Origin of the sequence: Stenotrophomonas sp. MMGLT7 (assembly GCF_021168555.1) — a bacterium.
GTDB lineage: Bacteria > Pseudomonadota > Gammaproteobacteria > Xanthomonadales > Xanthomonadaceae > MMGLT7.
Map to the genome: position 1 here is coordinate 52,069 of NZ_JAJOZS010000001.1, position 21,247 is coordinate 73,315.

At 69.8% G+C, this 21,247-nt stretch carries 17 protein-coding genes; 10 read left to right on the top strand and 7 right to left on the bottom strand.

Annotation, left to right across the window (positions count from 1 at the left end; translation table 11 throughout):
- Positions 1-301: 301 nt before the first annotated feature.
- Positions 302-1,585 (top strand): alpha/beta hydrolase, encoded by a 1,284-nt coding sequence (locus LRX76_RS00215; RefSeq protein ID WP_231800468.1) that lies wholly within the window; start codon positions 302-304, stop codon positions 1,583-1,585.
- Between the two features lie 181 nt (positions 1,586-1,766).
- On the opposite strand, the gene LRX76_RS00220 is transcribed toward LRX76_RS00215, so the two are convergent.
- The 3 genes from LRX76_RS00220 to LRX76_RS00230 all read right to left on the bottom strand — a co-directional run bounded on the left by LRX76_RS00220 (position 1,767) and on the right by LRX76_RS00230 (position 4,482).
- Positions 1,767-2,159, bottom strand: coding sequence for a DUF3037 domain-containing protein (locus tag LRX76_RS00220; protein ID WP_231800469.1), 393 nt, complete (start codon positions 2,157-2,159; stop codon positions 1,767-1,769).
- Entirely contained in the window at positions 2,137-2,913 is a 777-nt protein-coding gene (locus LRX76_RS00225) for a HipA family kinase (protein ID WP_231800470.1), read from the bottom strand. Before LRX76_RS00225 ends, LRX76_RS00220 begins: the two co-directional genes overlap by 23 nt.
- Positions 2,914-3,588: 675 nt before the next feature.
- Positions 3,589-4,482, bottom strand: a complete 894-nt coding sequence (locus LRX76_RS00230) for a LysR family transcriptional regulator (protein ID WP_231800471.1) — start codon at positions 4,480-4,482, stop codon at positions 3,589-3,591.
- 76 nt (positions 4,483-4,558) lie between these two features.
- Between LRX76_RS00230 and LRX76_RS00235 the strand changes: the two genes are divergently transcribed.
- Positions 4,559-5,305: a sulfite exporter TauE/SafE family protein gene (locus tag LRX76_RS00235; RefSeq protein WP_231800472.1), complete on the top strand. Its 747-nt coding sequence runs from the start codon at positions 4,559-4,561 to the stop codon at positions 5,303-5,305.
- Between the two features lie 478 nt (positions 5,306-5,783).
- Here LRX76_RS00235 and LRX76_RS00240 read toward each other — a convergent pair whose 3' ends face one another.
- Complete coding sequence (locus tag LRX76_RS00240) at positions 5,784-6,512, bottom strand: TorF family putative porin (RefSeq protein WP_231800479.1); 729 nt, start codon at positions 6,510-6,512, stop codon at positions 5,784-5,786.
- Between the two features lie 161 nt (positions 6,513-6,673).
- Here LRX76_RS00240 and LRX76_RS00245 point away from each other — a divergent pair, with 161 nt between their 5' ends.
- From LRX76_RS00245 to LRX76_RS00280, 8 genes are all read left to right on the top strand, one after another.
- Positions 6,674-7,822 (top strand): polyamine ABC transporter substrate-binding protein, encoded by a 1,149-nt coding sequence (locus tag LRX76_RS00245; RefSeq protein ID WP_231800480.1) that lies wholly within the window; start codon positions 6,674-6,676, stop codon positions 7,820-7,822.
- 196 nt (positions 7,823-8,018) lie between these two features.
- Positions 8,019-9,164 (top strand): polyamine ABC transporter ATP-binding protein, encoded by a 1,146-nt coding sequence (potA, locus tag LRX76_RS00250; RefSeq protein ID WP_231800481.1) that lies wholly within the window; start codon positions 8,019-8,021, stop codon positions 9,162-9,164.
- Between the two features lie 131 nt (positions 9,165-9,295).
- Complete coding sequence (locus LRX76_RS00255) at positions 9,296-10,153, top strand: ABC transporter permease subunit (RefSeq protein WP_231801726.1); 858 nt, start codon at positions 9,296-9,298, stop codon at positions 10,151-10,153.
- Complete coding sequence (locus LRX76_RS00260; protein ID WP_231800482.1) at positions 10,150-10,962, top strand: ABC transporter permease subunit; 813 nt, start codon at positions 10,150-10,152, stop codon at positions 10,960-10,962. Before LRX76_RS00255 ends, LRX76_RS00260 begins: the two co-directional genes overlap by 4 nt.
- Positions 10,963-11,188: 226 nt before the next feature.
- The gene (locus LRX76_RS00265) at positions 11,189-13,663 is read left to right on the top strand and encodes a prolyl oligopeptidase family serine peptidase (RefSeq protein ID WP_231800483.1); all 2,475 of its coding nucleotides are present in this window, start codon (positions 11,189-11,191) and stop codon (positions 13,661-13,663) included.
- Positions 13,664-13,908: 245 nt separating this feature from the next.
- Positions 13,909-14,505 (top strand): NAD(P)H-dependent oxidoreductase, encoded by a 597-nt coding sequence (locus tag LRX76_RS00270; protein WP_231800484.1) that lies wholly within the window; start codon positions 13,909-13,911, stop codon positions 14,503-14,505.
- Positions 14,506-14,523: 18 nt separating this feature from the next.
- Entirely contained in the window at positions 14,524-15,126 is a 603-nt protein-coding gene (locus LRX76_RS00275; RefSeq protein ID WP_231800485.1) for a TetR/AcrR family transcriptional regulator, read from the top strand.
- Between the two features lie 176 nt (positions 15,127-15,302).
- Complete coding sequence (locus LRX76_RS00280) at positions 15,303-16,826, top strand: fatty acyl-CoA synthetase (RefSeq protein WP_231800487.1); 1,524 nt, start codon at positions 15,303-15,305, stop codon at positions 16,824-16,826.
- Between the two features lie 189 nt (positions 16,827-17,015).
- Here the strand turns inward: LRX76_RS00280 and LRX76_RS00285 are convergent, their stop codons facing one another.
- From LRX76_RS00285 to hutG, 3 genes are all read right to left on the bottom strand, one after another.
- Positions 17,016-17,990, bottom strand: a complete 975-nt coding sequence (locus LRX76_RS00285; protein ID WP_231800489.1) for an aldo/keto reductase — start codon at positions 17,988-17,990, stop codon at positions 17,016-17,018.
- 422 nt (positions 17,991-18,412) lie between these two features.
- On the bottom strand, positions 18,413-20,080 hold the full coding sequence (gene hutU, locus LRX76_RS00290; RefSeq protein ID WP_231800490.1) for a urocanate hydratase: 1,668 nt from the start codon (positions 20,078-20,080) through the stop codon (positions 18,413-18,415).
- A 102-nt stretch (positions 20,081-20,182) separates the two neighbouring features.
- Positions 20,183-21,031, bottom strand: coding sequence for an N-formylglutamate deformylase (hutG, locus tag LRX76_RS00295; RefSeq protein ID WP_231800491.1), 849 nt, complete (start codon positions 21,029-21,031; stop codon positions 20,183-20,185).
- Positions 21,032-21,247: the final 216 nt, after the last annotated feature.

Sequence of the window (21,247 nt, forward strand, 5' to 3'; positions counted from 1 at the left end):
GATGAGTGGCGCCGCTGCAGGACGGGTCATGCGTGCGAGGCGCACCGAAGCCCGTCGTCCCGCGCGTCGGCTGCATGTGGCCGGGCTGCCAACGGGTCGCCCGGCGCGGCACTCGCGTCATGCGGTCGGCAGGCGCTTGACGGCACGTGTGCTCGCGCGGCCAGGATCGCCCGGGGCGCAATGCCCCGTACCCGACCCATGACGCCGTCACTTGCTCGTCGCGAAAAAGTCGATAGCCTTCGGCCGTCGCATGTGCCGCACGGTCGATGACGCGACCGCTGGGCGGCGGAAGGAAGCAGCAATGAAGCGAAACACCCTGATCTGGACGGCGGTCGCCGGCGTCGTGGTGACCGGCCTGGTCGTGGCGGCGCGACCGCGCGTGCCGCGTCTGCCCCGCCTGCCGCGGCTGGAGCCGTTCCTGGAGACCGAGCGCGAGCGCAGGTTGCGGCGGTTCTACAGCCAGCCCGCGGCCCGCTTCGCGTACCACCTGCACCGCCGGCGGGTGGTCATCGACGGGCAGATGCTGGATGCCAAGTTCCAGCACCTGCTGAAGCTTGGGTCCGAGCGCGACGCGGCCCGGCGCATGTTCCGGCTGATGTTCGCCACCTCGGCCGGACGCCGCTACCTGCGGGTTCTGGGCGACCGGCGCTGGCTGGTGTTCTCCAAGCAGAGCGCACCGATGCGCAGGACCCTGGACCTGGTGGTGCAGGGGCGCGGCGGCGGGGTCTCCGTGCGCATCTACTGGCCGCAGAGCGAGGGCCAGGGGCCGCTGCCGCTGTTGGTGTATGCCCATGGCGGCGGCTTCATCGCCGGCAGCGTCGCCGCCATGGACCGCGTGGCGCGGCTGATGGCCAACGAGGCGCAGGCGATCGTGGTGTCGGTGGACTACCGCCTGGCGCCCGAGTACCCGTTCCCGGCCGCGGCCGACGACGTCGAGGACGTGTTCCTGTGGGCGCGGGCGCATGCCGCCGCGCTGGGCGCCGATCCGGAGCGGATCGCGGTCGGCGGCGACAGCGCCGGCGGCCATGCCGCGATCAATGTCGCCCAGCGCCAGGTGTTCGAGCAGCGGCCGTCGCCGGCCATGCTGCTGCTGTTCTACCCGGCCGCCGGCCTGCCGCTGCAGGATCCCTCGTTCCAACTGTTCGCCAGCGGGTTCGGCCTGGATGCGGCCTTCATCAACTACCTGTTCCCGCGGGTATGGCCGACGCTGGTGCCGGGCAAGGACAAGCTCGATGCGCTGGTGGACCCGCGTTCGGCGCCCTCGCTGGCCGGCCTGCCGCCGACGATCGTGGACACGGCCGGTTTCGACGTGCTGCGCGATGTCGGCGCGGGGTTCGCCCGCCGCCTGCAGGAATGCGGCGTGCCGGTGCGCTATCGCAACCGTTCCTCGCTGGTGCATGGGTTCCTGCAGTTCGGCGGCGTGGTGGAGGCGGCGGACCAGGCCGCGACCGAGACCCTGCGCGTGTTCGGCCGGGCCCTGCGCGAAGGAAGGCTGCCTGGCGAGGCCGACGCGGCCCTGGAGCCGCTGCGCGAGGACGTCGCCGATCCGGCGCCCGGCCTGGATTTTCCGCTCGCGGCACCCTGAGGATCCGTCCGCGATCCGGGGATGGGCGCAGCGTATGCCCTGCCGCGGCACGGCGACGACATGCAGCCAAACCACCCGTAGGAGCGACTTCAGTCGCGATGGGGCCTTCCCGGGAAAGCCTCATCGCGACTGAAGTCGCTCCTACGGAAGATCGTGGACGGGCTTTGCGTGGGTGGGGGCCTCAGCGCGGCACGCGCACCATGCGGTCGAGCAGGTGCTCGACGATGCGCTCGGGATGGGCGGTGCGGCCGACGTGGGTCGGCGAGACCTGCACCACCGCACTGCGCCGGGCGGTGAGGAAGTGGAAACGGGCGCGCGGCGGCAGCGCGGCAATGGGGCCGCCGGCGGGATCGCCGTCGCAGATGGCGACGATGGCGTCCAGCCATGGCCGCAGCGTGTCGATCTCCAGTGTCGGCGCGAAGGCGCGCAGCCGCGCCTCGTCCAGCTCGATCGCCGCGGCCAGGTGGCGCGCGCCGGGGCAGGAGACGATCACCCCGACGTTGATGAACTCCTCGCGTTCCACCCGCGGCACCACGCGGATGACGGCGTAGTCATAGCTGTGCAGCGTGGGCACGGATGGCCTCCTGCACGAATGCCTTGCGGTGGTCGCGGCGGCGCTCGAGGTAGTCGACGTAGGCCTGCCGGTGCGCGGCGGCATCGGCGAAGACCGGCTCGCCGGACAGCCAGTCGTCCGGAAGCAGCGCGGCGATGCGCTCGATGGCGGCATCGTCCATGCGCGCAGCCAGCGCGGCGTCCACCTCGGCGATGCGGCTGGCGAAGGGCAGCAGCACGTGGTCGCGGATCTGCACGAACGGGCGCAGGCAGGCTTCCTGCGCATGCTCCCAGTCGTGGTGGAAGTACAGCGCCGCACCATGGTCTATAAGCCACAGCGCGTGGTGCCAGACCATCAGGTTGGGATTGCGCGCGGTGCGGTCGACGTTGCTGACGCAGGCGTCGAACCAGACGATGCGCGAGGCCAGGTCGGCGTCGACCGCCATCGCCGCCGGATCGTAGTTGAAGGCCCCGGGCAGGTAGTCCAGCCCCAGGTTCAGGCCTTCGCTGGCGCGGATCAGGTCCTGGATCTCCGGGTCCGGCTCGGTGCGGGCGAACTCCGCATCCAGTCCCACCTCGACGATCTCCGGCACCGGCAGGCCCAGCGTGCGCGCCAGTTCCCCGGCCACCAGTTCGGCCACCAGCGCCTTCGGCCCCTGGCCGGCGCCGCGAAACTTGAGCACGTACATGCCGTCGTCGTCGGCCTCGACCACGGCGGGCAGCGAGCCGCCTTCGCGCAGCGGGGAGACGTAGCGGGTGGCGTGGACGGTGCGCAAGGCGAGGTGTCGGCAGGCGGCGAAGCGGCGGGAGCAGGCGCCAAGCCTAGAGCATTTTGCGAGCGGGCATCGGTGGGGCCGGGACCTCGGCATGGGCAAGAGTCGGCACGTCGTCCCCGCGCAGGCGGGCACCCAGTGCCCGTGCCTTCAAGGACGGACCGACCGTTCAATTCCGCAGTCGATTGGTCACCGTGGAAGTCGCCGGGTCCCGCCTGCGCGCACTGCTGTGCGAAGAAAACTCAGGATCGGACAGTCGTCGGCCGAAGTGGCGTGGCTCACGTTCGGAAGAGTGAACGCGTCGTCCCCGCGCAGGTGGAGACCCGGTGACCTGCGCGATGAAATCAATCAGCTACGCAATCTCCGTTGATTCCGCTTTTCAAGGCACAGGCACTGGGTGCCTGCCTGCGCGGGGACGACGGGCAGATGGATGGCGGCCCACGGTCCAAGTCCCGCCGGTGCCAGCAAGCTCGCAAGGCTTCTGCCTCAAGCGTTCGCCGACCCGACAGTAAGACTTCCCCGGACAGTGGTGCGCCTGCGCGGGGACGACGGATTCGATTCCCCAGGCACGGCCCGCGCGATTCCAGCCGGCAGTCGCCCGGTCCGGCGTTCTCTGTGATGGCAGCGCGCCTCCGCAGATATGGCGCGGTGAGCGTCGTCACCGTGCCCGCGCGGGATCTACGTCGTCGTGTCCTTGGCTTGCAGATGCGCCAGCAGGTCGCGCGCCGGCGGCGGCAGCGTGGCCTCGTCGCGGAAGCACAGCGACAGCCGGCGCACGGTCCAGGCATCGTCCAGCCGCAGGCAGCGCACGCCGGCGATGCGTATGCGGCGAGTCGCGGCGGCCGGCACGATGGCTACGCCCACGCCGGCGGCCACCATCCGCAGCATGCCGTCGAAGGTGCGCAGGCGGATGCGCGTGTCCAGGCGGAAACCGGCCTGCGCGGCGTGTTCGTCGATGTGGTCCTGCAGGGCGCTGCCGTCGCCCAGGCCGACGAAGCCCTGGTGCGCCAGCTCGGCGAAGGCCAGGCGCCGGCGCGCCGCCAGCGCGTGGCCGGCCGGCACTGCCAGCAGCAGCCGGTCCAGCGCGAATGGCCGCAGCTGCAGTCCGCCGGCATCCAGCGCATCGGTGACGATGCCCAGGTCGGCCAGCCCGGCGGCCAGCATCTTCAGGGTGACGCTGGAGGTGCGCTCCTTCAGTTCCACCTCCACGTCCGGGTGCGTGGCCAGCCATGCCGCCAGCGGCGCCGGCAGGTGTTCGGCGATGGTCACGGTGTTGGCCAGCAGCCGCACGCGGCCCCGCGCGCCGCGGGCGAAGTCGTCCAGTTCGCCGCGCAGCAGCTCGTCCTGGCGCAGCATCAGCCGGGCGTGGTGGCCCAGCGACTCGCCGGCCGCGGTGGCGAACACGCCGCGCGCGTGCCGCTGCAGCAGCGGCAGCCCGGCCGCGTCCTCCATGCGGCGCAGGCGCTCGCTGGCGGCCGCCAGCGAGAGGTGGGAGCGGGTGGCGCCGGCGGTGATGCTGCCGGCCTCGATCACGTGCACGAACAGGCGCAGGTCGGTCAGGTCGAAGTGCATGAGGTTTCGGCAATGCCGAAGGCTGCGGGGACAATGCCGCATTGTGCCCGCCGCGGCGACAGGGTTGAATCCACCGATGCAAACGAGCGGATATGGGATATGGGCGGCCTGCGCGGCGATCTTCGTGGTCGCCGGCGTGGTCAAGGGCGTCACCGGCATGGGCCTGCCGACGGTGGCGATCGCGCTGATGGCCGGCCTGCTGCCGACGCCGCTGGCCGCCGCGCTGCTGGTGGTGCCGACGCTGGTCACCAACCTGCGCCAGGCCACCGGGGCGGGGGTGATGCCGCTGCTGCGGCGGCTGTGGCCGATGCTGCTGCTGACCGCCTGCGGCACGCTGCTCACCGCGCCGCTGCTGGCCGGCAGCGGCCAGGGCATCAGCAGCGGCTGGCTGGGCCTGGTACTGCTGGTCTATGCGCTGCAGGGCCTGCGCCGGCACCCCTGGCAGGTGCCGGCGGCAGCCGAGCGCTGGCTGTCGCCGCTGGTGGGCGTGCTCACCGGCGTGGCCGGCGGCGCCACCGGAGTGTTCATCGTGCCTTCGGTGCCGTACCTGCAGGCGCTGGGGCTGGAACGCGATGCGCTGGTGCAGGCACTGGCGTTGTCCTTCACCGTATCCGCCGTCGCCATGGGCACGGTGCTGGCCGGCCACGGCGCGATGGGCACCGGCACCGCCGCGGCCTCGGCGCTGCTGGTGCTGCCGGCGATGGCCGGCATGTACGTGGGCAACCGCATCCGCGAGCGGATCAGCGCGGTGGCGTTCAAGCGCGGCTTCCTGCTGTGCCTGGTGCTGCTGGGCGCGGAGCTGGTGTGGCGGGCGTGGGGATGAGCCGTTTCAGGGTGCTGGCCGCCATCCGATGCCCTTTTTATGCCTTTTTGTAGGAGCGACTTCAGTCGCGATGAGGCTTGACCGGTTCTGATTCGCCGAAGCTTCCTGGCTCTTTTCACGTGAGCAAAGGCTTCCGTCCGCTGACGCGGCCGGGTTCATTTCTTTTGGAAAGCGCCAAAAGAAACGGAACCAAAGAAAAACGCTTTCCCTGCAAGGTCAAAAGCCTTCGTCTGCGGGGTTATCGGGATTTTCCGACTCGCCATCCTGGCTCGGTCGGAAAACGCCGCACATCCATGGGCGGCGCCCTCCGGGTCTGGACAGGTCCTCGTCACTCACAGTTGGCGCAACAGCACGGCAAACGGAGTGCCCATCCCTGGAGCGGGCTGTCGCTGCCCTTGTCGGGTGCGACTGCTGGGAAGTTGGGGGCCTGGTCGCGAGCCACGCAGAGTGGCTCCTACGGGGCGGCAGACAGGGTGTTTCAGAAGCTCCAGCCCAGCAGCAGCGAGATGCGGCCGTCGGCCTTGGAGGCGTCGTCGAGATTGTCCGACAGCGCTTGGCCGTAGCTGAAGGTATCGGTGTACTGCAGTTCCGCGTCGATCGGGCCGAACGCGCGGGTCACGCCGACCATGTAGTCGCCGTAGCTGTCGCCGGCGGCATCGTCGAGGTCGTACCAGCCGGTCTGCAGCTTCAGGCCGAAGCCGCTGTCGCCCAGCGGGTACTCGGCCGCGGCGCTGTAGTAGATGCCCTTGCCGCCGAGGCGGAAGATGTCGGGCGAATAGGCCACGGCCGCGGTGTAGTACCCGGCGAAGGACAGGCTGGCGACGTACTCGGTGTAGGAGACGTCGTAGCCGGGCAGGGCGCCCGGATACCTGGCACGGGTTGCCGACAGGTCCAGTTCGATGCCGTCGGCCAGTTCGCGCGCCCAGCCCAGGGTGTAGTCGACCTCGTGGTCGATGCCGTCGTCCTCGTCGCCGGGACTGGTGAACTTGACCCGCGATGCCCAGATGCCGGCGTACACGCCGCTGGCATGCGCCACGCCCGCCTCGGCCTGCAGCGCGGCATCGCCGTCGGTCTGCGAGATGCCGCGCCAGACGAAGTCGCTGGCCGCGGTGACGTTGCCCTCGAAGGACCATGCGCGGTCCGCATCCTGGGCGTGGGCGAGGGCGGGACTGCAGGCGAGGACGAGCAACAGGTGGCGAGGACGCATGAGGTGGACCGGGAGCCTGGAAGGGGCGCAAACGATACACGTGCGCGGGCGCCGCGGCGCGGGCCGGCGCGATACACAGCGCCATGTCCAGGCGGTACCATGCGCGGCTCCGGCGGCCCCGCGGCCGACCGCTCCTCCACGCTGCCACAGGAAATCCCGCGATGCGTCGTCCACTCCTGCTCCGTATTGCCCCGATCGCCTGCGTCCTGCTGCTAGCCGCCTGCGGCAATGAGTCGCAGGAAAAAACCGGCGGCGGCAAGAGCGCGGAGAAGGTGCTCAACGTCTACAACTGGTCCGACTACGTCGCCGACGACACCATCCGCGATTTCGAGCAGGCCACCGGCATCAAGGTCAACTACGACGTCTATTCCGAGAACGAGACGCTGGAGACCAAGCTGACCACCGGCAGTTCCGGCTACGACGTGGTGTTCCCCTCGGCGCGCCCGTTCGCGCAGCGGCAGATCCGCGCCGGCCTGTACGCCGAGCTGGACAAGGACAAGCTGCCGAACTGGCGGCACCTGGACCCGGACGTGCTCAAGGGCCTGGCCGACATCGATCCGGGCAATGCCCACGTGGTGCCGTACATGTGGGGCACCACCGGCCTGGGCATCAACGTCGACAAGGTCAAGGCCGCGCTCGGCGAGGCCGCGCCGCTCGACTCATGGGCGCTGCTGTTCGACCCGGCCAACGCCGCCAAGCTCGCCAGCTGCGGCATCAGCGTGCTCGACGACGACCAGGAGGCTTTCGGCGCGGCGCTGATCTACAAGGGACGCGATCCCAACGCCGGCAGCGCCGACGAGATCGAGCTGGTCAAGCAGACCTACGCGGCGGTGCGCCCTTACATCCGCACCTTCAACAACGCCCAGTACAAGGATGCGCTGGCCAATGGCGACGCCTGCCTGGTGATGGGCTATTCCGGCGACATCGGCCAGGCCCGCGACGTCGCCGCCGAGGCGGCCGAATCGACCGGCAAGGCGGCGCCGGACATCCGCTACGTGATCCCGAAGGAGGGCGCGATCCGCTGGGTCGACGTGATGGCGATCCCCAAGGACGCCCCGCACGCCGACAACGCGCTGGCCTTCATCGACTACCTGCTGCAGCCGCAGGTGATCGCCCAGGTCACCGACCACGTGGCCTACGCCAACGCCAACAAGGACGCCACCGCGCTGGTCGACCCGGCGATCGCCGCCGACCCGGGCGTCTATCCACCCGAGCAGGTGCGCGCCAAGCTGGTCGATCCGACTTCGTTGCCCGAGGCCGTGCAGCGCCAGCGCGTGCGTGCCTGGACCACGATCAAGAGCGGGCGTTGACGGAGCTGCCGTAACGAACCGGGCCCGGCAGGGGATCATCGCCGTCCGCGCCTGCGGGGATGGCGGATGCGGATCCCTCCGCGGGGCCTCACACTGGACGGCGAAGGCGGCTGCCGCATCCGGCCGGCACGCAGCAACAGGAGAACGATGGCGATGAACGAACGTGCGGCCGCGACCGCGGCAGGAGAGCGCTGAGATGGCCGCGCCCGCCAGGCCGGCGCCGCCGGTCGAGCCCTGGCGCGACCCGGGTGCGCAGCCGTTCGTGCGCATCGAGGGCGTGACCAAGACCTTCGGCAAGTTCTACGCCTGCGACGACATCTCGCTGGACGTCTACCGCGGCGAGTTCTTCGCCATCCTCGGCGGTTCCGGCTCGGGCAAGAGCACGCTGCTGCGGCTGCTGGCCGGGTTCGAGGCGCCGGACAAGGGTCGCATCCTGATCGACGGCGTCGACGTCACCGCGCTGCCGCCGTACCAGCGTCCGGTCAACATGATGTTCCAGAGCTACGCGCTGTTCCCGCACATGACCGTGGCGCAGAACATCGCCTTCGGCCTGAAGCAGGACCGGCTGCCGGCCGGCGAGATCCGCGACCGCGTGCAGCACATGCTGGAACTGGTGCAGATGCCGCAGCTGGGCAACCGCAAGCCCGACCAGCTCTCCGGCGGCCAGCGCCAGCGTGCCGCGCTGGCACGGGCACTGGCCAAGCAGCCCAAGCTGCTGCTGCTCGACGAGCCGCTCGGCGCGCTCGACAAGCGCCTGCGCGAGCACACCCAGTTCGAGCTGGTCAACATCCAGGAGAAGGTCGGTACCACCTTCATCATGGTCACCCACGACCAGGAGGAGGCGATGACCATGTCCTCGCGCATCGCGGTGATGGATGCCGGCCGCATCGTCCAGGTGTCCACGCCGGCGGCGCTGTACGAGTTCCCGGCCACGCGCTTCGTGGCCGAGTTCATCGGCGGCATCAACCTGTTCGAGGGCAGGGTGCTGTCGCAGGACCTCGATGCCGGCCTGGTACGGGTGCAGTGCGACCAGCTGGAGGCGCCGCTGCTGGCGCGGCACACCGACTTCGTGCCCGAGGGCACCGCGGTCAGCGTCGCCGTGCGCCCGGAGAAGATCGACGTGCACGAGCAGCGGCCGCAGGCCGACAACGTCGCCGTCGGCAAGGTGCGCGACATCGCCTATCTGGGCGACGTGTCGATCTACCACGTGCAGACCGAGGCCGGGGCGGTGATCCGGGTGCAGGAGACCCACGTCGAGCGCAGCTCCGAGCCGCACTACGACTGGGACGGCACGCTGTGGCTGAGCTGGCCGGCGTCCAGCGCGGTGGTGCTGACGGCATGAGCCAGGCGCGCGGCGGCGAGGCCTGGTGGAGCCTGTGGGCCGGCGTGGTCGGCAACCTGTTCGGCTGGTTCCGGGTGGTGCGCGACGAATTCCGCACCCGCCGCGGCCGGCTGCTGGTCAAGCTGGTGCCGATGCTGTGGCTGGGACTGTTCTTCGCGGTGCCGTTCCTGATCGTGGCCAAGATCAGCCTGGCCGAGGCGGTGTTCGGCCAGGTACCCCCGTACACCTCGCTGATCGAGAGCGCCGCCGACGGCTCGGCCTCGCTGCGCCTGCACATCTCCAGCTACCTGTTGCTGCTGCAGGATCCGCTGTACGTGGACGCCTACCTGCGCTCGCTGCTGTTCGCCGGCGTGTCCACGCTGTTCTGCCTGCTGCTCGGCTACCCGATGGCCTACGGCATCGCCCGCGCCCGCCCGGGCCTGCGGGTGGTGCTGATGATGCTGGTGATCCTGCCGTTCTGGACCAGCTCGCTGCTGCGCACCTACGCGATGATCGGCATCTTCAAGGCCAACGGCTGGCTGTCCACGGCGCTGGCCGCGATCGGCGTGCTGGAGCCGGGCGAGGCGGTGCTCAACACCGACCTGGCCGTGTACATCGGCATCGTCTACAACTACCTGCCGTTCATGGTGCTGCCGCTGGCGGCCACGCTGATGCGGCTGGACTTCACCCTGCTCGAAGCGGCCGCCGACCTCGGCGCCAGGCCCATGCAGTCGTTCCTGCGCATCACCGTGCCGCTGTCGATGCCGGGCATCGTCGCCGGCTGCCTGCTGGTGTTCATCCCCGCGGTGGGCGAGTTCGTGATCCCGGACCTGCTCGGCGGGCCGGGCGCGCTGACCATCGGCCGGGTGCTGTGGACCGAGTTCTTCACCAACCGCGACTGGCCGCTGGCCTCGGCGGTGGCGATCGCCATGCTGCTGCTGATCGTGATCCCGACGCTGGTGTTCGAGTACATCGAGAACCGGCGCGAGCAGCGCGAGGCCGAGGCATGAACCGGCGCGCATGGTGGCTGTGGGCGGTGATCGCCGGCGGCTATGCGTTCCTGTACGTGCCGATCGTGTCGGTGATCGTCTACTCGTTCAGCGCCTCGCGCCTGGCCACGGTCTGGGGCGGCTTCTCGCTGCGCTGGTACGGCGAGCTGTTCGGCAACCAGCAGATCCTCGATGCGCTCGGGCGCAGCCTGCTGATCTCGGCCACCGCGGCCACCGCGTCGGTGTTCATCGGCACCGCGAGCGGCATGGCGCTGTCGCGCTTCGGCCGCTTCCCCGGGCGCGGGCTGCTGAGCCTGATGAACTCCGCGCCGATGGTGATGCCCGACGTCATCCTCGGCCTGTCCTCGCTGCTGCTGTTCGTGGCCCTGCAGCAGATGTTCGGCTGGCCGCAGCGCGGCATGGGCACGATCACCCTGGCGCACATCACCCTGACCACCTGCTACGTCACCGTGGTGGTGCGTTCGCGCCTGACCCTGCTCGACCGCAGCCTGGAGGAGGCGGCGATGGACCTGGGCGCGCGGCCGTGGCGGGTGTTCTTCCTGATCACGCTGCCGCTGATCGCGCCGGCGCTGCTGGCCGGCTGGCTGCTCGCGTTCACGCTGTCGCTGGACGACCTGGTGATCGCCAGCTTCACCTCCGGCCCCGGATCGACCACCCTGCCGATGCTGATCTATTCCAAGGTCAAGCTCGGCATCACGCCGGAGATCAACGCGCTGGCGACGCTGATCATCAGCGTGGTCGCCATCGGCGTGATCATCGCCGGCCTGGTCATGCACCGGGTCGAGAAAAAGCGCGAGCAGGAAACGTAGCCGCAAGGTTTTTCCTTCTCCCGCGTGCGGGGGAAGGTGCCCGAAGGGCGGATGGGGGACGCCTGGAGCATGGGGAAGTCACAGCAAAAGCTTCCCCCATCCGGCGCTGCGCGCCACCTTCCCCCGCAAGCGGGAGAAGGGCACGTCCAGCGGTGCTAGAGTTCCGCCGGTGCCTGCCGCGGCCGCGGCCGCGCAGGCTTACGTCTTCTCCCAAGGGAAACGCACGATGCATCTCCACCGCAACCTCTGGTCAGCGGCGCTTGCCGTGACCGCCGCCACGCTGCTGGCAAGCTCGCCGGCCCACGCCGGCTACGACACGCCGCCGGAACACCTGCTCAAGGTGCTCAAGGCGCCGCCGCCGCCGCTGCCCAGCGTGGATCCCAGCGGCCAGCGCATTCTGCTGACCACCAGCCAGACCTATCCGTCCATCGAGCGCGTGGCGCGGCCGTACCTCAAGCTGGCCGGCGTGCGCCTGGAGCCGCACAACCGCAGCCGCCACGACACCCGCGCCGGCTACGGCATTCCCGCCTGCGTGGCCGATTTCACCCTGGTGGACATCGCCAGCGGCAGGGAAACCAGGGTGCCGCTGCCGGCCGGTGCCTGTGCCGGCCCGGCGCAGTGGTCGCCCGACGGCCAGCGCTTCGCCTTCCAGAACGCCGCGGCCGAATCGGTGGAACTGTGGATCGGCGATGCCGCCAGCGGCCGGATCCGCAAGGTGCCGGACGTGCGCTTGAACCCGATCTTCGACAGCACCGTGCAGTGGCTGGACGGCAGCAGGACCCTGCTGGTCAAGCGCGTGCCGGCCAACCAGGGCCCGGCCCCGGCGGACAACAGCGTGCCGTCCAGCCCCGACATCCAGCAGGCGCTGGGCGGGCAGGGCGAGAGCAGCACCTACGAGGCGCGCGACCTGCTGGCCAGCGATCACGACGAAGCGCTGTTCGCCTACTACGGCACCTCGCAGCTGGCGGTGGTCGATGCCGCCTCCGGCAGCGTGCGCGACGTCGGCCGGCCCGCGATCTACAACGGCGTCAACGCCGCCCCCGACGGCGTGCATGTGCTGACCGAGGCGATCAAGCCGCCGTTCTCGCACACGGTGACCTATCAGCGCTTCGCCAACGACGTGGCGGTGCTGGACGTATCGAAGAACACCTCCACGCCGATCGCCTCGCTGCCGCTGGCCGACCACGTGCCGGTGCACGGCGTGCCGGAAGGTCCGCGCGCCTTCGACTGGCGCGCCACCGCGCCAGCCACGCTGGTGTGGGCCGAGGCGCTGGACAAGGGCGACTGGAACGTCACCGTTCCCGCGCGCGACCGCGTGCTGATGCTGTCGGCGCCGTTCACCGGCAAGCCGGTCGAGATCGCCCGCACCACGCAGCGCTTCGACGGCTTCGACTGGACGGAGCAGCCGGGCGTGGCCTTCCTCAACGAGGACGACGAGAACCGCCACTGGCGCCACACCAGCATCGTCGACATCGACGACCCCAGGCAGCCGGCCAGGGTGCTGTGGGACCTGTCCAGCGACGAGCTGTACGGCGACCCGGGCCGCTTCGTCTACCGCCGCCTGCCCAACGGCGCCTACGTCGTGCGCCAGGACGGCGATGCCGTGTTCCTGCGCGGGCAGGGCGCATCGACGCAGGGCGACCGCCCGTTCCTCGATCGCCTGGACCTGGCTACGCTCAGGAGCGAGCGCCTGTTCCGCAGCAGTGCCGACGCCTACGAGCAGTTCCTCGGCTTCACCGCACAGCCCGGCAGGTTCCTGACCTGGCACCAGTCGGTGATCGACCCGCCCAACGCCTTCGTGCGCACGCTCGGCGCGCGCGACGACGCCGCGGCCCAGGGCGAGGCGCAGTACGCCTCCAGCACCAGCCAGCTCACCCGTCTGGCCGACCCGACCCCCGAAGTGCGGCAGATCAAGAAGCGCCTGGTGACCTACAAGCGCGCAGACGGCGTGGACCTGTCGTTCACCCTGTACACCCCGCCGGGCTACAGGGAAGGCACGCGCCTGCCGGCGATCCTGTACGCGTATCCGGCCGACTTCGCCAGCAGCGCGCAGGCCGGGCAGGTCTCCGGCTCGCAGCAGACCTTCACCCGGCTGGCGCCGTACCGGCTGATGCTGCTGGCCGGCTACGCCATCATCGACAACGCCAGCTTCCCGATCGTCGGCGATCCCAAGACCGCCTACGACACCTATCTCGAGCAGCTCGAGGCCGATGCCAAGGCGGCGGTGGACAAGGCGGTGGAACTGGGCGTGGTGGACCGCGACCGCATCGGCGTCACCGGCCACAGCCACGGCGCGCTGATGACCGCCAACCTGATCGCCCACACCGACCTGTTCCGTGCCGGCGTGGCCACCAGCGGCTCGTACAACAAGACGCTGACCCCGTTCGGCTTCCAGAACGAACGCCGCTCGGTGTGGCAGGCGCAGGACGTCTACATCAAGGCCTCGCCGTTCTTCTACGCCGACCGGATCAAGCGGCCGCTGCTGCTGGTCCACGGCGAGGACGATGCCAACCCCGGCACCGAGCCCATCCAGTCGCGCAAGCTGTTCCAGGCCATCCGCGGCAACGGCGGCACCACCCGCCTGGTGATGCTGCCCAACGAGCCGCACTGGTACACCGCGCTGGAGTCCAACCAGCAGCTGGTCTACGAGATGCTGGGCTGGTTCGATACCTACGTGAAGAACGCACCGGCGAAGAAGTAGGCGGCCGGCAAGCGGAGAGGGCAAGGGCGTGGCCGACGAGGTCACGCCCTTGCTGCATCCCCGTTCCGAAGCGTGCGGGGCCGCAGGCCGGAAGCGAACCCGGCTGCGTTTCCAGTCGCCGTTCCCCCGGATGATCGACACCTTGTCGGCCCTGTCCAGGTGAGGAGTCTCTTCCGTGGCGATGAAACCTACCAACAGTAGGTTACTATTGGTAAGTAATCATTCTGCACCGGAGACCATCGACCATGCATGCACTCATCGTCCTCGCCCATCCCGACCGGGGATCGCTTACCCATGCCGTTTCCGCCCAGGTGGCACAGGGAATTGCCGCATCCAGTCCCCGGCATTCCTTCGAGATCGCCGACCTCGCGGCCGAGGGCTTCGATCCGAGATTCGGCCAGGCCGACATGGCGCTGTTCCGCAGGCAGGCCGGGCCGCCGCCGGATGTCGCCGCCGAGCATGCCCGGATCGACCGGGCCGACGCGCTGGTGCTGGTGTATCCGGTCTACTGGTGGTCGTTCCCCGGGTTGTTGAAGGGATGGATCGACCGGGTGTTCAGCAACGGCTGGGCCTATGCCGAAGAAGCGGACGGCAAGCTGGTGAAGAAACTGCAGCGCCTCCAGGTGCATCTCATCGCCATCGGCGGGGCCGATCAGCAGACCATGACCCGGCATGGCTACCGTGAAGCCATGAAAACGCAGATGGACCATGGGATATTCGACTATTGCGGCGCGCATGTCGCGACATCCGAGCTGTTGCTCGCCTCGGACGCCGGATTCCCGGCCTCCCATCTCGATGCCGCACATGCGATCGGGCGCAGAATCTTCGCCTCACGGCCTTGATCCAGAGAGAAGCGAACCATGACGATCCCTTCGGCCGGCAGGACGCCACGCTCGCGCCTGCCACGGGAAGAACGAACGCGTCAGCTTCTGGATGTCGCCTGGAAACTGGTCGGCGACGGGGGCACGGACGTGTTGACGCTCGGGCGGCTTGCCGAGGAAGCCGGCGTCACCAAGCCGGTGGTCTATGACCATTTCGGCACGCGCAATGGGCTGCTGGCCGCGCTCTACCAGGATTTCGATGCGCGCCAGACCGCGATCATCGACGGCGCCATCGCGGCCAGCAGGCAGACCTTGAAGGACAAGGCACGCGTCATCGCATCGGGCTACGTCGATTGCGTGCTGACACAAGGTCGGGAGATTCCCGGCGTCCTTGCCGCACTGAACGGATCCCCGCAGCTGGCCGCCTTGAAGAAGCAGTACCAACAGGTCTTCATCGAGAAGTGCCGGGACATCCTTGCGCCTTTCGCCGGGCCGAAGGGCATTGCAACGGCGAGCCTGTGGGCGATGCTCGGCGCGGCCGACGCATTGTCGGACGCGGCCGTGGCCGGAGACATCGGCGTGGAGGATGCACGGGACGAACTGCTCGAGACCATCCTGGCCATGGTCAGGCGCAGCAAGTGAGCACCCCGGCCACTGCGCGGCAGCGCCTGCAGGACGGCGCAGGTCGGCCCCACGCGGCCGCCGCGCGCAGGGCCGGCTGGCAGAGGCACCGGCCGACCTGACTTGTTGCAGGGGCTTCGCGGTGCATGCTGCATTGCGGCTCGACCGCCAGACGGTGGCGCCGCTAGGCTCGGGCCATGGCGACCGATCCCCGCAGCACTACCGTAGACGGCATCCTGAGCCGCAGTGCGGCGCGCTTTCCCGGGCGCATCGCGCTGCGCTTCGAGGAGCGTGCCTGGAGCTATCGCGAGCTCGACGATGCGGTGAGCCGGGCCGCCGCCCATCTGCTCGGGCTCGGGCTGGCGCATGGCGACCGGGTCGCCGCCTTCGGTGCCAACTCCGATGCCTACGCACTCGGCTTCCTCGCCTGCGCCCGCGCGGGCCTGGTGCACGTGCCGATCAACTATGCGCTGCGCGGCCAGGAACTGTCGTACCTGGTCGAGCAGTCCGGCGCGCGCGCGGCGCTGGTCGATCCGGCACTGGCGCAGGCGTTCGCGCCGGTTGCCGGGGCGGCTTCGCTCGAACATGTGGTCGCGTTGCGCGACGGTCCCGATGCATTGCTCGAACGTGCGCGCGACGGCGTGCCGCCATCGCTGGACGGGGCCGTCGGTGGCGACGACCTGGCGCAGCTGCTGTACACCTCCGGCACCACGTCGCGGCCCAAGGGCGCGATGATGACCCACGGCGCGCTGGTGCACGAATACGTCTCGGCGATCGTCGCCCTGGGCCTGCACCGGGACGACGCGCCGCTGATCTGCATGCCGCTCTACCACTCCGCGGCCATGCACGTGTTCCTGCTGCCGTACCTGGCGGTGGGCGCGAACGTGCGGCTGCTGGCGTCGCCCGACATCCCGAAGATCCTCGAGCACATCGAATCGGAACGGATCGGCTCGCTGTTCCTGGCGCCGACCGTGTGGGTGCCGATGGCCAGCCATCCGGACCTGGAGCGGCGCGACCTGTCGTCCCTGCGCAAGGCGCAGTACGGCGCCTCGATCATGCCGGTGACCGTGCTCGAACGGCTGCGCGCGCGCCTGCCCAACGCGGGCTTCTACAACTGCTTCGGCCAGTCCGAGATCGGTCCGCTGGCGACCGTGCTTGAGCCGGACGAGCATGCCGAGCGGCCGGCATCCTGCGGACGGCCGGTGCTGTTCGTGCAGGCGAGGGTGGTGGACGAGCACGGGCGCGATGCCGCCGACGACCAGCCCGGGGAAATCCTCTACCGCTCGCCGCAGCTGTGCCGCGGCTACTGGAACGATGCGGACGCCACCGCCGAGGCCTTCCGCGACGGCTGGTTCCACTCCGGCGACCTGGTGGTCCGCGATGCGCAGGGCTACATCACGGTGGTGGACCGGATCAAGGACGTCATCAATACCGGCGGCGTGCTGGTCGCCTCGCGCGAGGTGGAGGATGCCATCTATACCCATCCGGCCGTGGCCGAGGTGGCGGTGATCGGCACCCCGGACCCGCGCTGGATCGAGGCGGTGACCGCGGTGGTGGTGCTGCGCGAGGACGCCGCGCCGGTATCCACCGAGGACATCGTCGCCCACGTCAAGGGATTGCTGGCGCCGTTCAAGGTACCCAAGACGGTGCGCTTCGTGCAGTCGCTGCCGCGCAACCAGAGCGGCAAGCTGCTCAAGCGGGAGCTGCGCGGGACCTCGTGACGGCCGCGTCCGGCGGACCGGGCGGGAATGGGAGTGGCCGGAGCCGTTCGGAGCTGTCCCGATCTTCCGTAGGAGCGACTTCAGTCGCGATGAAGCTCTACCGATAAAGCCTCATCGCGACTGAAGTCGCTCCTACGTCGCTCCTACAGGGCGCTCTGCTCTCGTTCGCGCGGCCGTGGACGGCACCGCTCAGCCAGCGTGCCCGGAGATCCGGTGCGGCACGTAGGGGGCTTCCAGCGCCTGGATCTCTTCCGGCTCCAGCTTCACCGACAGCGCGGCGACGGCGTCGCTCAGGTGCTGCGGCCGGGTCGCGCCGATGATCGGGCCGGTGATGCCGGGCTTGTGCAGCAGCCACGCCAGCGCCACCTGCGCGCGCGGGATGCCGCGTGCCTCGGCGACCTTGCCGACCTGCTCGACGATCTGCGCGTCGGACTCGACGTACAGGGTCTTGCCGAAGGCGTCGCTCTGCGAGCGCTCGGTATGCTCGTCCCAGGCCCGTGCCAGCCGGCCGCGCGCCAGCGGGCTCCACGGGATCACCGCGATGCCCTGGTCGGCGCACAGCGGCAGCATCTCGCGCTCCTCCTCGCGATAGAGCAGGTTGAGGTGGTCCTGCATGCTGGCGAAGCGGGTCCAGCCGTGCAGCCGCGAGGTATACAGCGCCTTGGAGAACTGCCACGCGGCCATCGACGAGGCGCCGATGTAGCGGGCCTTGCCGGCCTTGACCACATCGTGCAGCGCCTCCAGGGTTTCCTCGATCGGGGTATGCGGGTCCCAGCGGTGGATCTGGTACAGGTCCACGTAGTCGGTGCCGAGCCGGCGCAGGCTGTTGTCGATCTCGGCGAGGATCGCCTTGCGCGAGAGCCCGGCGCCGTTGGGGCCGGGACGCATGCGGTGGAACACCTTGGTCGCCAGCACGATGTCCTCGCGCCGGGCGAAGTCGCGGATGGCGCGGCCGACGATCTCCTCCGAGGAACCGTTCGAGTACATGTTGGCGGTGTCGAGGAAGTTGATGCCGGCCTCCAGCGCCTGGCGGATCAGGGCGCGGCTGGGCTCCTCGGCCAGGGTCCAGGCGTGCGTGCCGCGGCCTGAGTCGCCGAAGCTCATGCAGCCCAGCACCAGCCGCGAGACATCCAGGCCGGTCGATCCGAATTTCACGTATTCCATGCAGGAACTCCCATGATGCGATGCGGGCGTGGCCCGTCGTCCGCATTGTGCTCCTTGAGCGTGGGCGGCAAAAGCCGCCCGGGCTGCGAAGCCTGCTGGTGCGGTCCGCTTCTGCGCCGATTCTTGGTGTGTAGTGCAGCCCAAGCCTGCGAATCGTCACAGGAACCGGCCTCGCACGGCGTGCTTCGACCGGCTTGGCCGTGGTGGAACGCTTTACCAGCTACGCTGCGGTAAAGCGTTTTACCAGCGTTGCTGTGGCGAAGCGTGTTCGCCTCGAACACTTCTGCGTTCACGCTCCTGGGCGGCGCGCCGATAGTGGGACTGGCGGGGCGGAGGCCTTCGCACCAAGCGATATAGCTGCGACCGTTCAGGCGTAAGCAATCCTGGCCCGGCGAAGGCGCCGGCTCGCCGGCGCCCGTCGTTCATCCCAGGATCCCCGGCAGGTCCAGGCCCTTCTCCTTCGCGCACTCGATGGCGATGGGGTAGCCGGCATCGGCATGGCGCATCACCCCGGTGGCCGGGTCGTTCCACAGCACGCGGCCGATGCGCTTGTCGGCGGTCTGGCTGCCGTCGCAGACGATGACCATGCCCGAATGCTGGGAGAAGCCCATGCCGACGCCGCCGCCATGGTGCAGCGACACCCAGGTGGCGCCGGAGGCGGTATTGAGCAGGGCGTTGAGCAGCGGCCAGTCCGACACCGCGTCCGAGCCGTCGCGCATGGACTCGGTCTCGCGGTTGGGCGAGGCCACGCTGCCCGAGTCCAGGTGGTCGCGGCCGATCACCACCGGCGCCTTCAGCTCGCCGTTGCGCACCATCTCGTTGAAGGCCAGGCCGAGGCGGTCGCGATCGCCCAGGCCGACCCAGCAGATGCGCGCCGGCAGCCCCTGGAACTTGATCCGCTCGCGCGCCATGTCCAGCCAGCGGTGCAGGTGCGGGTTGTCGGGGATCAGTTCCTTGACCTTGGCATCGGTCCTGTAGATGTCCTCCGGGTCGCCGGACAGCGCCGCCCAGCGGAACGGGCCGACGCCGCGGCAGAACAGCGGGCGGATGTAGGCCGGCACGAAGCCGGGGAAGTCGAAGGCGTTGTCCACGCCTTCCTCCAGCGCCATCTGCCGCAGGTTGTTGCCGTAGTCCACGGTCGGCACGCCGAGCGCGTGGAAGCCGAGCATGGCCTTGACGTGCACGGCCATCGAGGCGCGGGCGGCACGCTCGACCGCCTCGGGCTCGCTGGCGCGCTTTTCTTCCCACTGCTCCACGCTCCAGCCGATCGGCAGGTAGCCGTTGACCGGGTCGTGGGCGGAGGTCTGGTCGGTGAGCAGGTCCGGCTTGACGCCGCGGCGCAGCAGCTCCGGCAGGATCTGCGCGACATTGCCGAGCAGGCCCACCGAGCGCGGCGTGCCCGCCTTGCAGGACTCGTCGATCAGGCGCAGCGCCTCGTCCAGCGAATCGGTCCAGGTGTCCAGGTAGCCGGTGCGCAGGCGCATGTCGATGGACGACTTGCGGCATTCCACCGCCAGGCACGACAGCCCGGCCATCACCGCGGCCAGCGGCTGCGCGCCGCCCATGCCGCCCAGCCCGGCGGTGAATACCCACTTGCCGGAAAGGTCGCCGCCGAAGTGCTGGCGGCCCATCTCCACGAAGGTCTCGTAGGTGCCCTGGACGATGCCCTGCGCGCCGATGTAGATCCAGCTGCCGGCGGTCATCTGCCCGTACATCGCCAGGCCCTTGCGATCGAGCTCGTTGAAGTGGTCCCAGCTGGCCCAGCGCGGCACCAGGTTGGAGTTGGCGATCAGCACCCGCGGCGCGTCGGCATGGGTGCGGAACACGCCGACCGGCTTGCCGGACTGCACCAGCAGGGTCTGGTCGTCCTCCAGCCGCTTGAGCGTCTCCACGATGGTGTCGAAGGACTCCCAGTCGCGCGCGGCGCGGCCGATGCCGCCGTACACCACCAGTTCCTGCGGGCGCTCGGCCACGTCCGGGTCGAGGTTGTTCATCAGCATGCGCAGCGGCGCCTCGGTCAGCCAGCTCCTGGCGTTGAGCGTGGTGCCGGTGGGGGCGTGGATGACGCGGTTCGGGTCCAGGCGGGTCATGCGGGGTTCCTCTTCAGAGAGTCCGCACGCGCGGTGCGGGGCATTGCGAAGGATGGCATCCGGCGGAACGCGAGGTGCGGCCGCCGGCGCGGGACATGCGGTTCAGCGGGGCGGCGAGGGCACGGCCGCCGCGTCGCGGGCGAAGTCGAGGCAGGCGCCGAGCACCTGCTGCAGCGTGGCGCGCAGCGCGGCGGCGCGCTCGGGCCGCCAGGGCGAGGGCCAGTTGCCCTCGTCCACATGTCGCGGCTCGTCCATGTAGCCGCGGCAGGCCAGCTCCATCTGGATCGAGTGCACGCCGTGGGCCGGATCGGCATGGTGGCGGGTGATCCAGCCGCCCTTGAAGCGGCCGTTGCGCACGGTGGCGTGGCCGCTGGCGATGCAGATGCGCTCGACCGCGTCGGTCAGCGCATCGGCGCAGCTGCGGTCCGAGTCGGTGCCGAGGTTGAACTGCGGCAGCTCGCCGTCGAACAGGTGCGGGATGTGCGAGCGGATGGAGTGCGCGTCGTACACCACGATGGCCGGGTGCCGCTCGCGCAGGCGGGCGATCTCGGCATCAAGCGCGGCGTGGTAGGGATCGAACCAGGTGGCGCGGCGGCGCTCGATCTCGGCCGCGTCGGGCTCGCCGCCGGCGCGGTACAGCGGCTCGTTGTCGAAGGTGGTCAGCGGGCACAGCCCGGTGGTGTTCTGCCCCGGATAAAGCGAGACCCCGCTGGGATCGCGGTTGACGTCGATCACCGAGCGCGAGATCGCGGTGCGGAGCGTGGTGGCGCCCAGCTGCTGGGCGAAGTCGTAGAGCAGGTGCACCCACCAGTCGGCGTCGCGGCGCGCCAGCCACTGCGAGGCGAAGCGCTCGCCGAGGTCGTCGGGCAGGTCGGTGCCGGTATGCGGGAAGCTGACGATCAGCGGCGCTTCGCCGCGGTGGATTTCCAGCCAGTCGGGAGTGGTGGTCATTGTCGATGTGCTCCGGTGTCTGCGGGCGCGTGGTCGGCGTGGCGATGCGGATGGTGCGGAGCTGCCCTCATCCGCCCTTCGGGCACCTTCTCCCGCAAGCGGGAGAAGGGATAAATGCCGCTGGCCGGGAAGAATCGGAGATGCACTGGACGCCTTGCAGTTCCCTTCTCCCGCCTATGGGACTGGGCACCCTCGGGGTGGAAGGTGGCGCGCAGC

What these genes read in the sequence shown, in the direction of transcription:
- LRX76_RS00215 (WP_231800468.1), top strand. Translation starts at nt 302, where the DNA reads ATGAAGCGAAACACCCTGATCTGGACGGCGGTCGCCGGCGTCGTGGTG.
- LRX76_RS00230 (WP_231800471.1), bottom strand. Translation starts at nt 4,482, where the DNA reads ATGCACTTCGACCTGACCGACCTGCGCCTGTTCGTGCACGTGATCGAG.
- LRX76_RS00235 (WP_231800472.1), top strand. Translation starts at nt 4,559, where the DNA reads ATGCAAACGAGCGGATATGGGATATGGGCGGCCTGCGCGGCGATCTTC.
- LRX76_RS00240 (WP_231800479.1), bottom strand. Translation starts at nt 6,512, where the DNA reads ATGCGTCCTCGCCACCTGTTGCTCGTCCTCGCCTGCAGTCCCGCCCTC.
- LRX76_RS00245 (WP_231800480.1), top strand. Translation starts at nt 6,674, where the DNA reads ATGCGTCGTCCACTCCTGCTCCGTATTGCCCCGATCGCCTGCGTCCTG.
- potA (WP_231800481.1), top strand. Translation starts at nt 8,019, where the DNA reads ATGGCCGCGCCCGCCAGGCCGGCGCCGCCGGTCGAGCCCTGGCGCGAC.
- LRX76_RS00255 (WP_231801726.1), top strand. Translation starts at nt 9,296, where the DNA reads ATGCTGTGGCTGGGACTGTTCTTCGCGGTGCCGTTCCTGATCGTGGCC.
- LRX76_RS00260 (WP_231800482.1), top strand. Translation starts at nt 10,150, where the DNA reads ATGAACCGGCGCGCATGGTGGCTGTGGGCGGTGATCGCCGGCGGCTAT.
- LRX76_RS00265 (WP_231800483.1), top strand. Translation starts at nt 11,189, where the DNA reads ATGCATCTCCACCGCAACCTCTGGTCAGCGGCGCTTGCCGTGACCGCC.
- LRX76_RS00270 (WP_231800484.1), top strand. Translation starts at nt 13,909, where the DNA reads ATGCATGCACTCATCGTCCTCGCCCATCCCGACCGGGGATCGCTTACC.
- LRX76_RS00275 (WP_231800485.1), top strand. Translation starts at nt 14,524, where the DNA reads ATGACGATCCCTTCGGCCGGCAGGACGCCACGCTCGCGCCTGCCACGG.
- LRX76_RS00280 (WP_231800487.1), top strand. Translation starts at nt 15,303, where the DNA reads ATGGCGACCGATCCCCGCAGCACTACCGTAGACGGCATCCTGAGCCGC.
- LRX76_RS00285 (WP_231800489.1), bottom strand. Translation starts at nt 17,990, where the DNA reads ATGGAATACGTGAAATTCGGATCGACCGGCCTGGATGTCTCGCGGCTG.
- hutU (WP_231800490.1), bottom strand. Translation starts at nt 20,080, where the DNA reads ATGACCCGCCTGGACCCGAACCGCGTCATCCACGCCCCCACCGGCACC.
- hutG (WP_231800491.1), bottom strand. Translation starts at nt 21,031, where the DNA reads ATGACCACCACTCCCGACTGGCTGGAAATCCACCGCGGCGAAGCGCCG.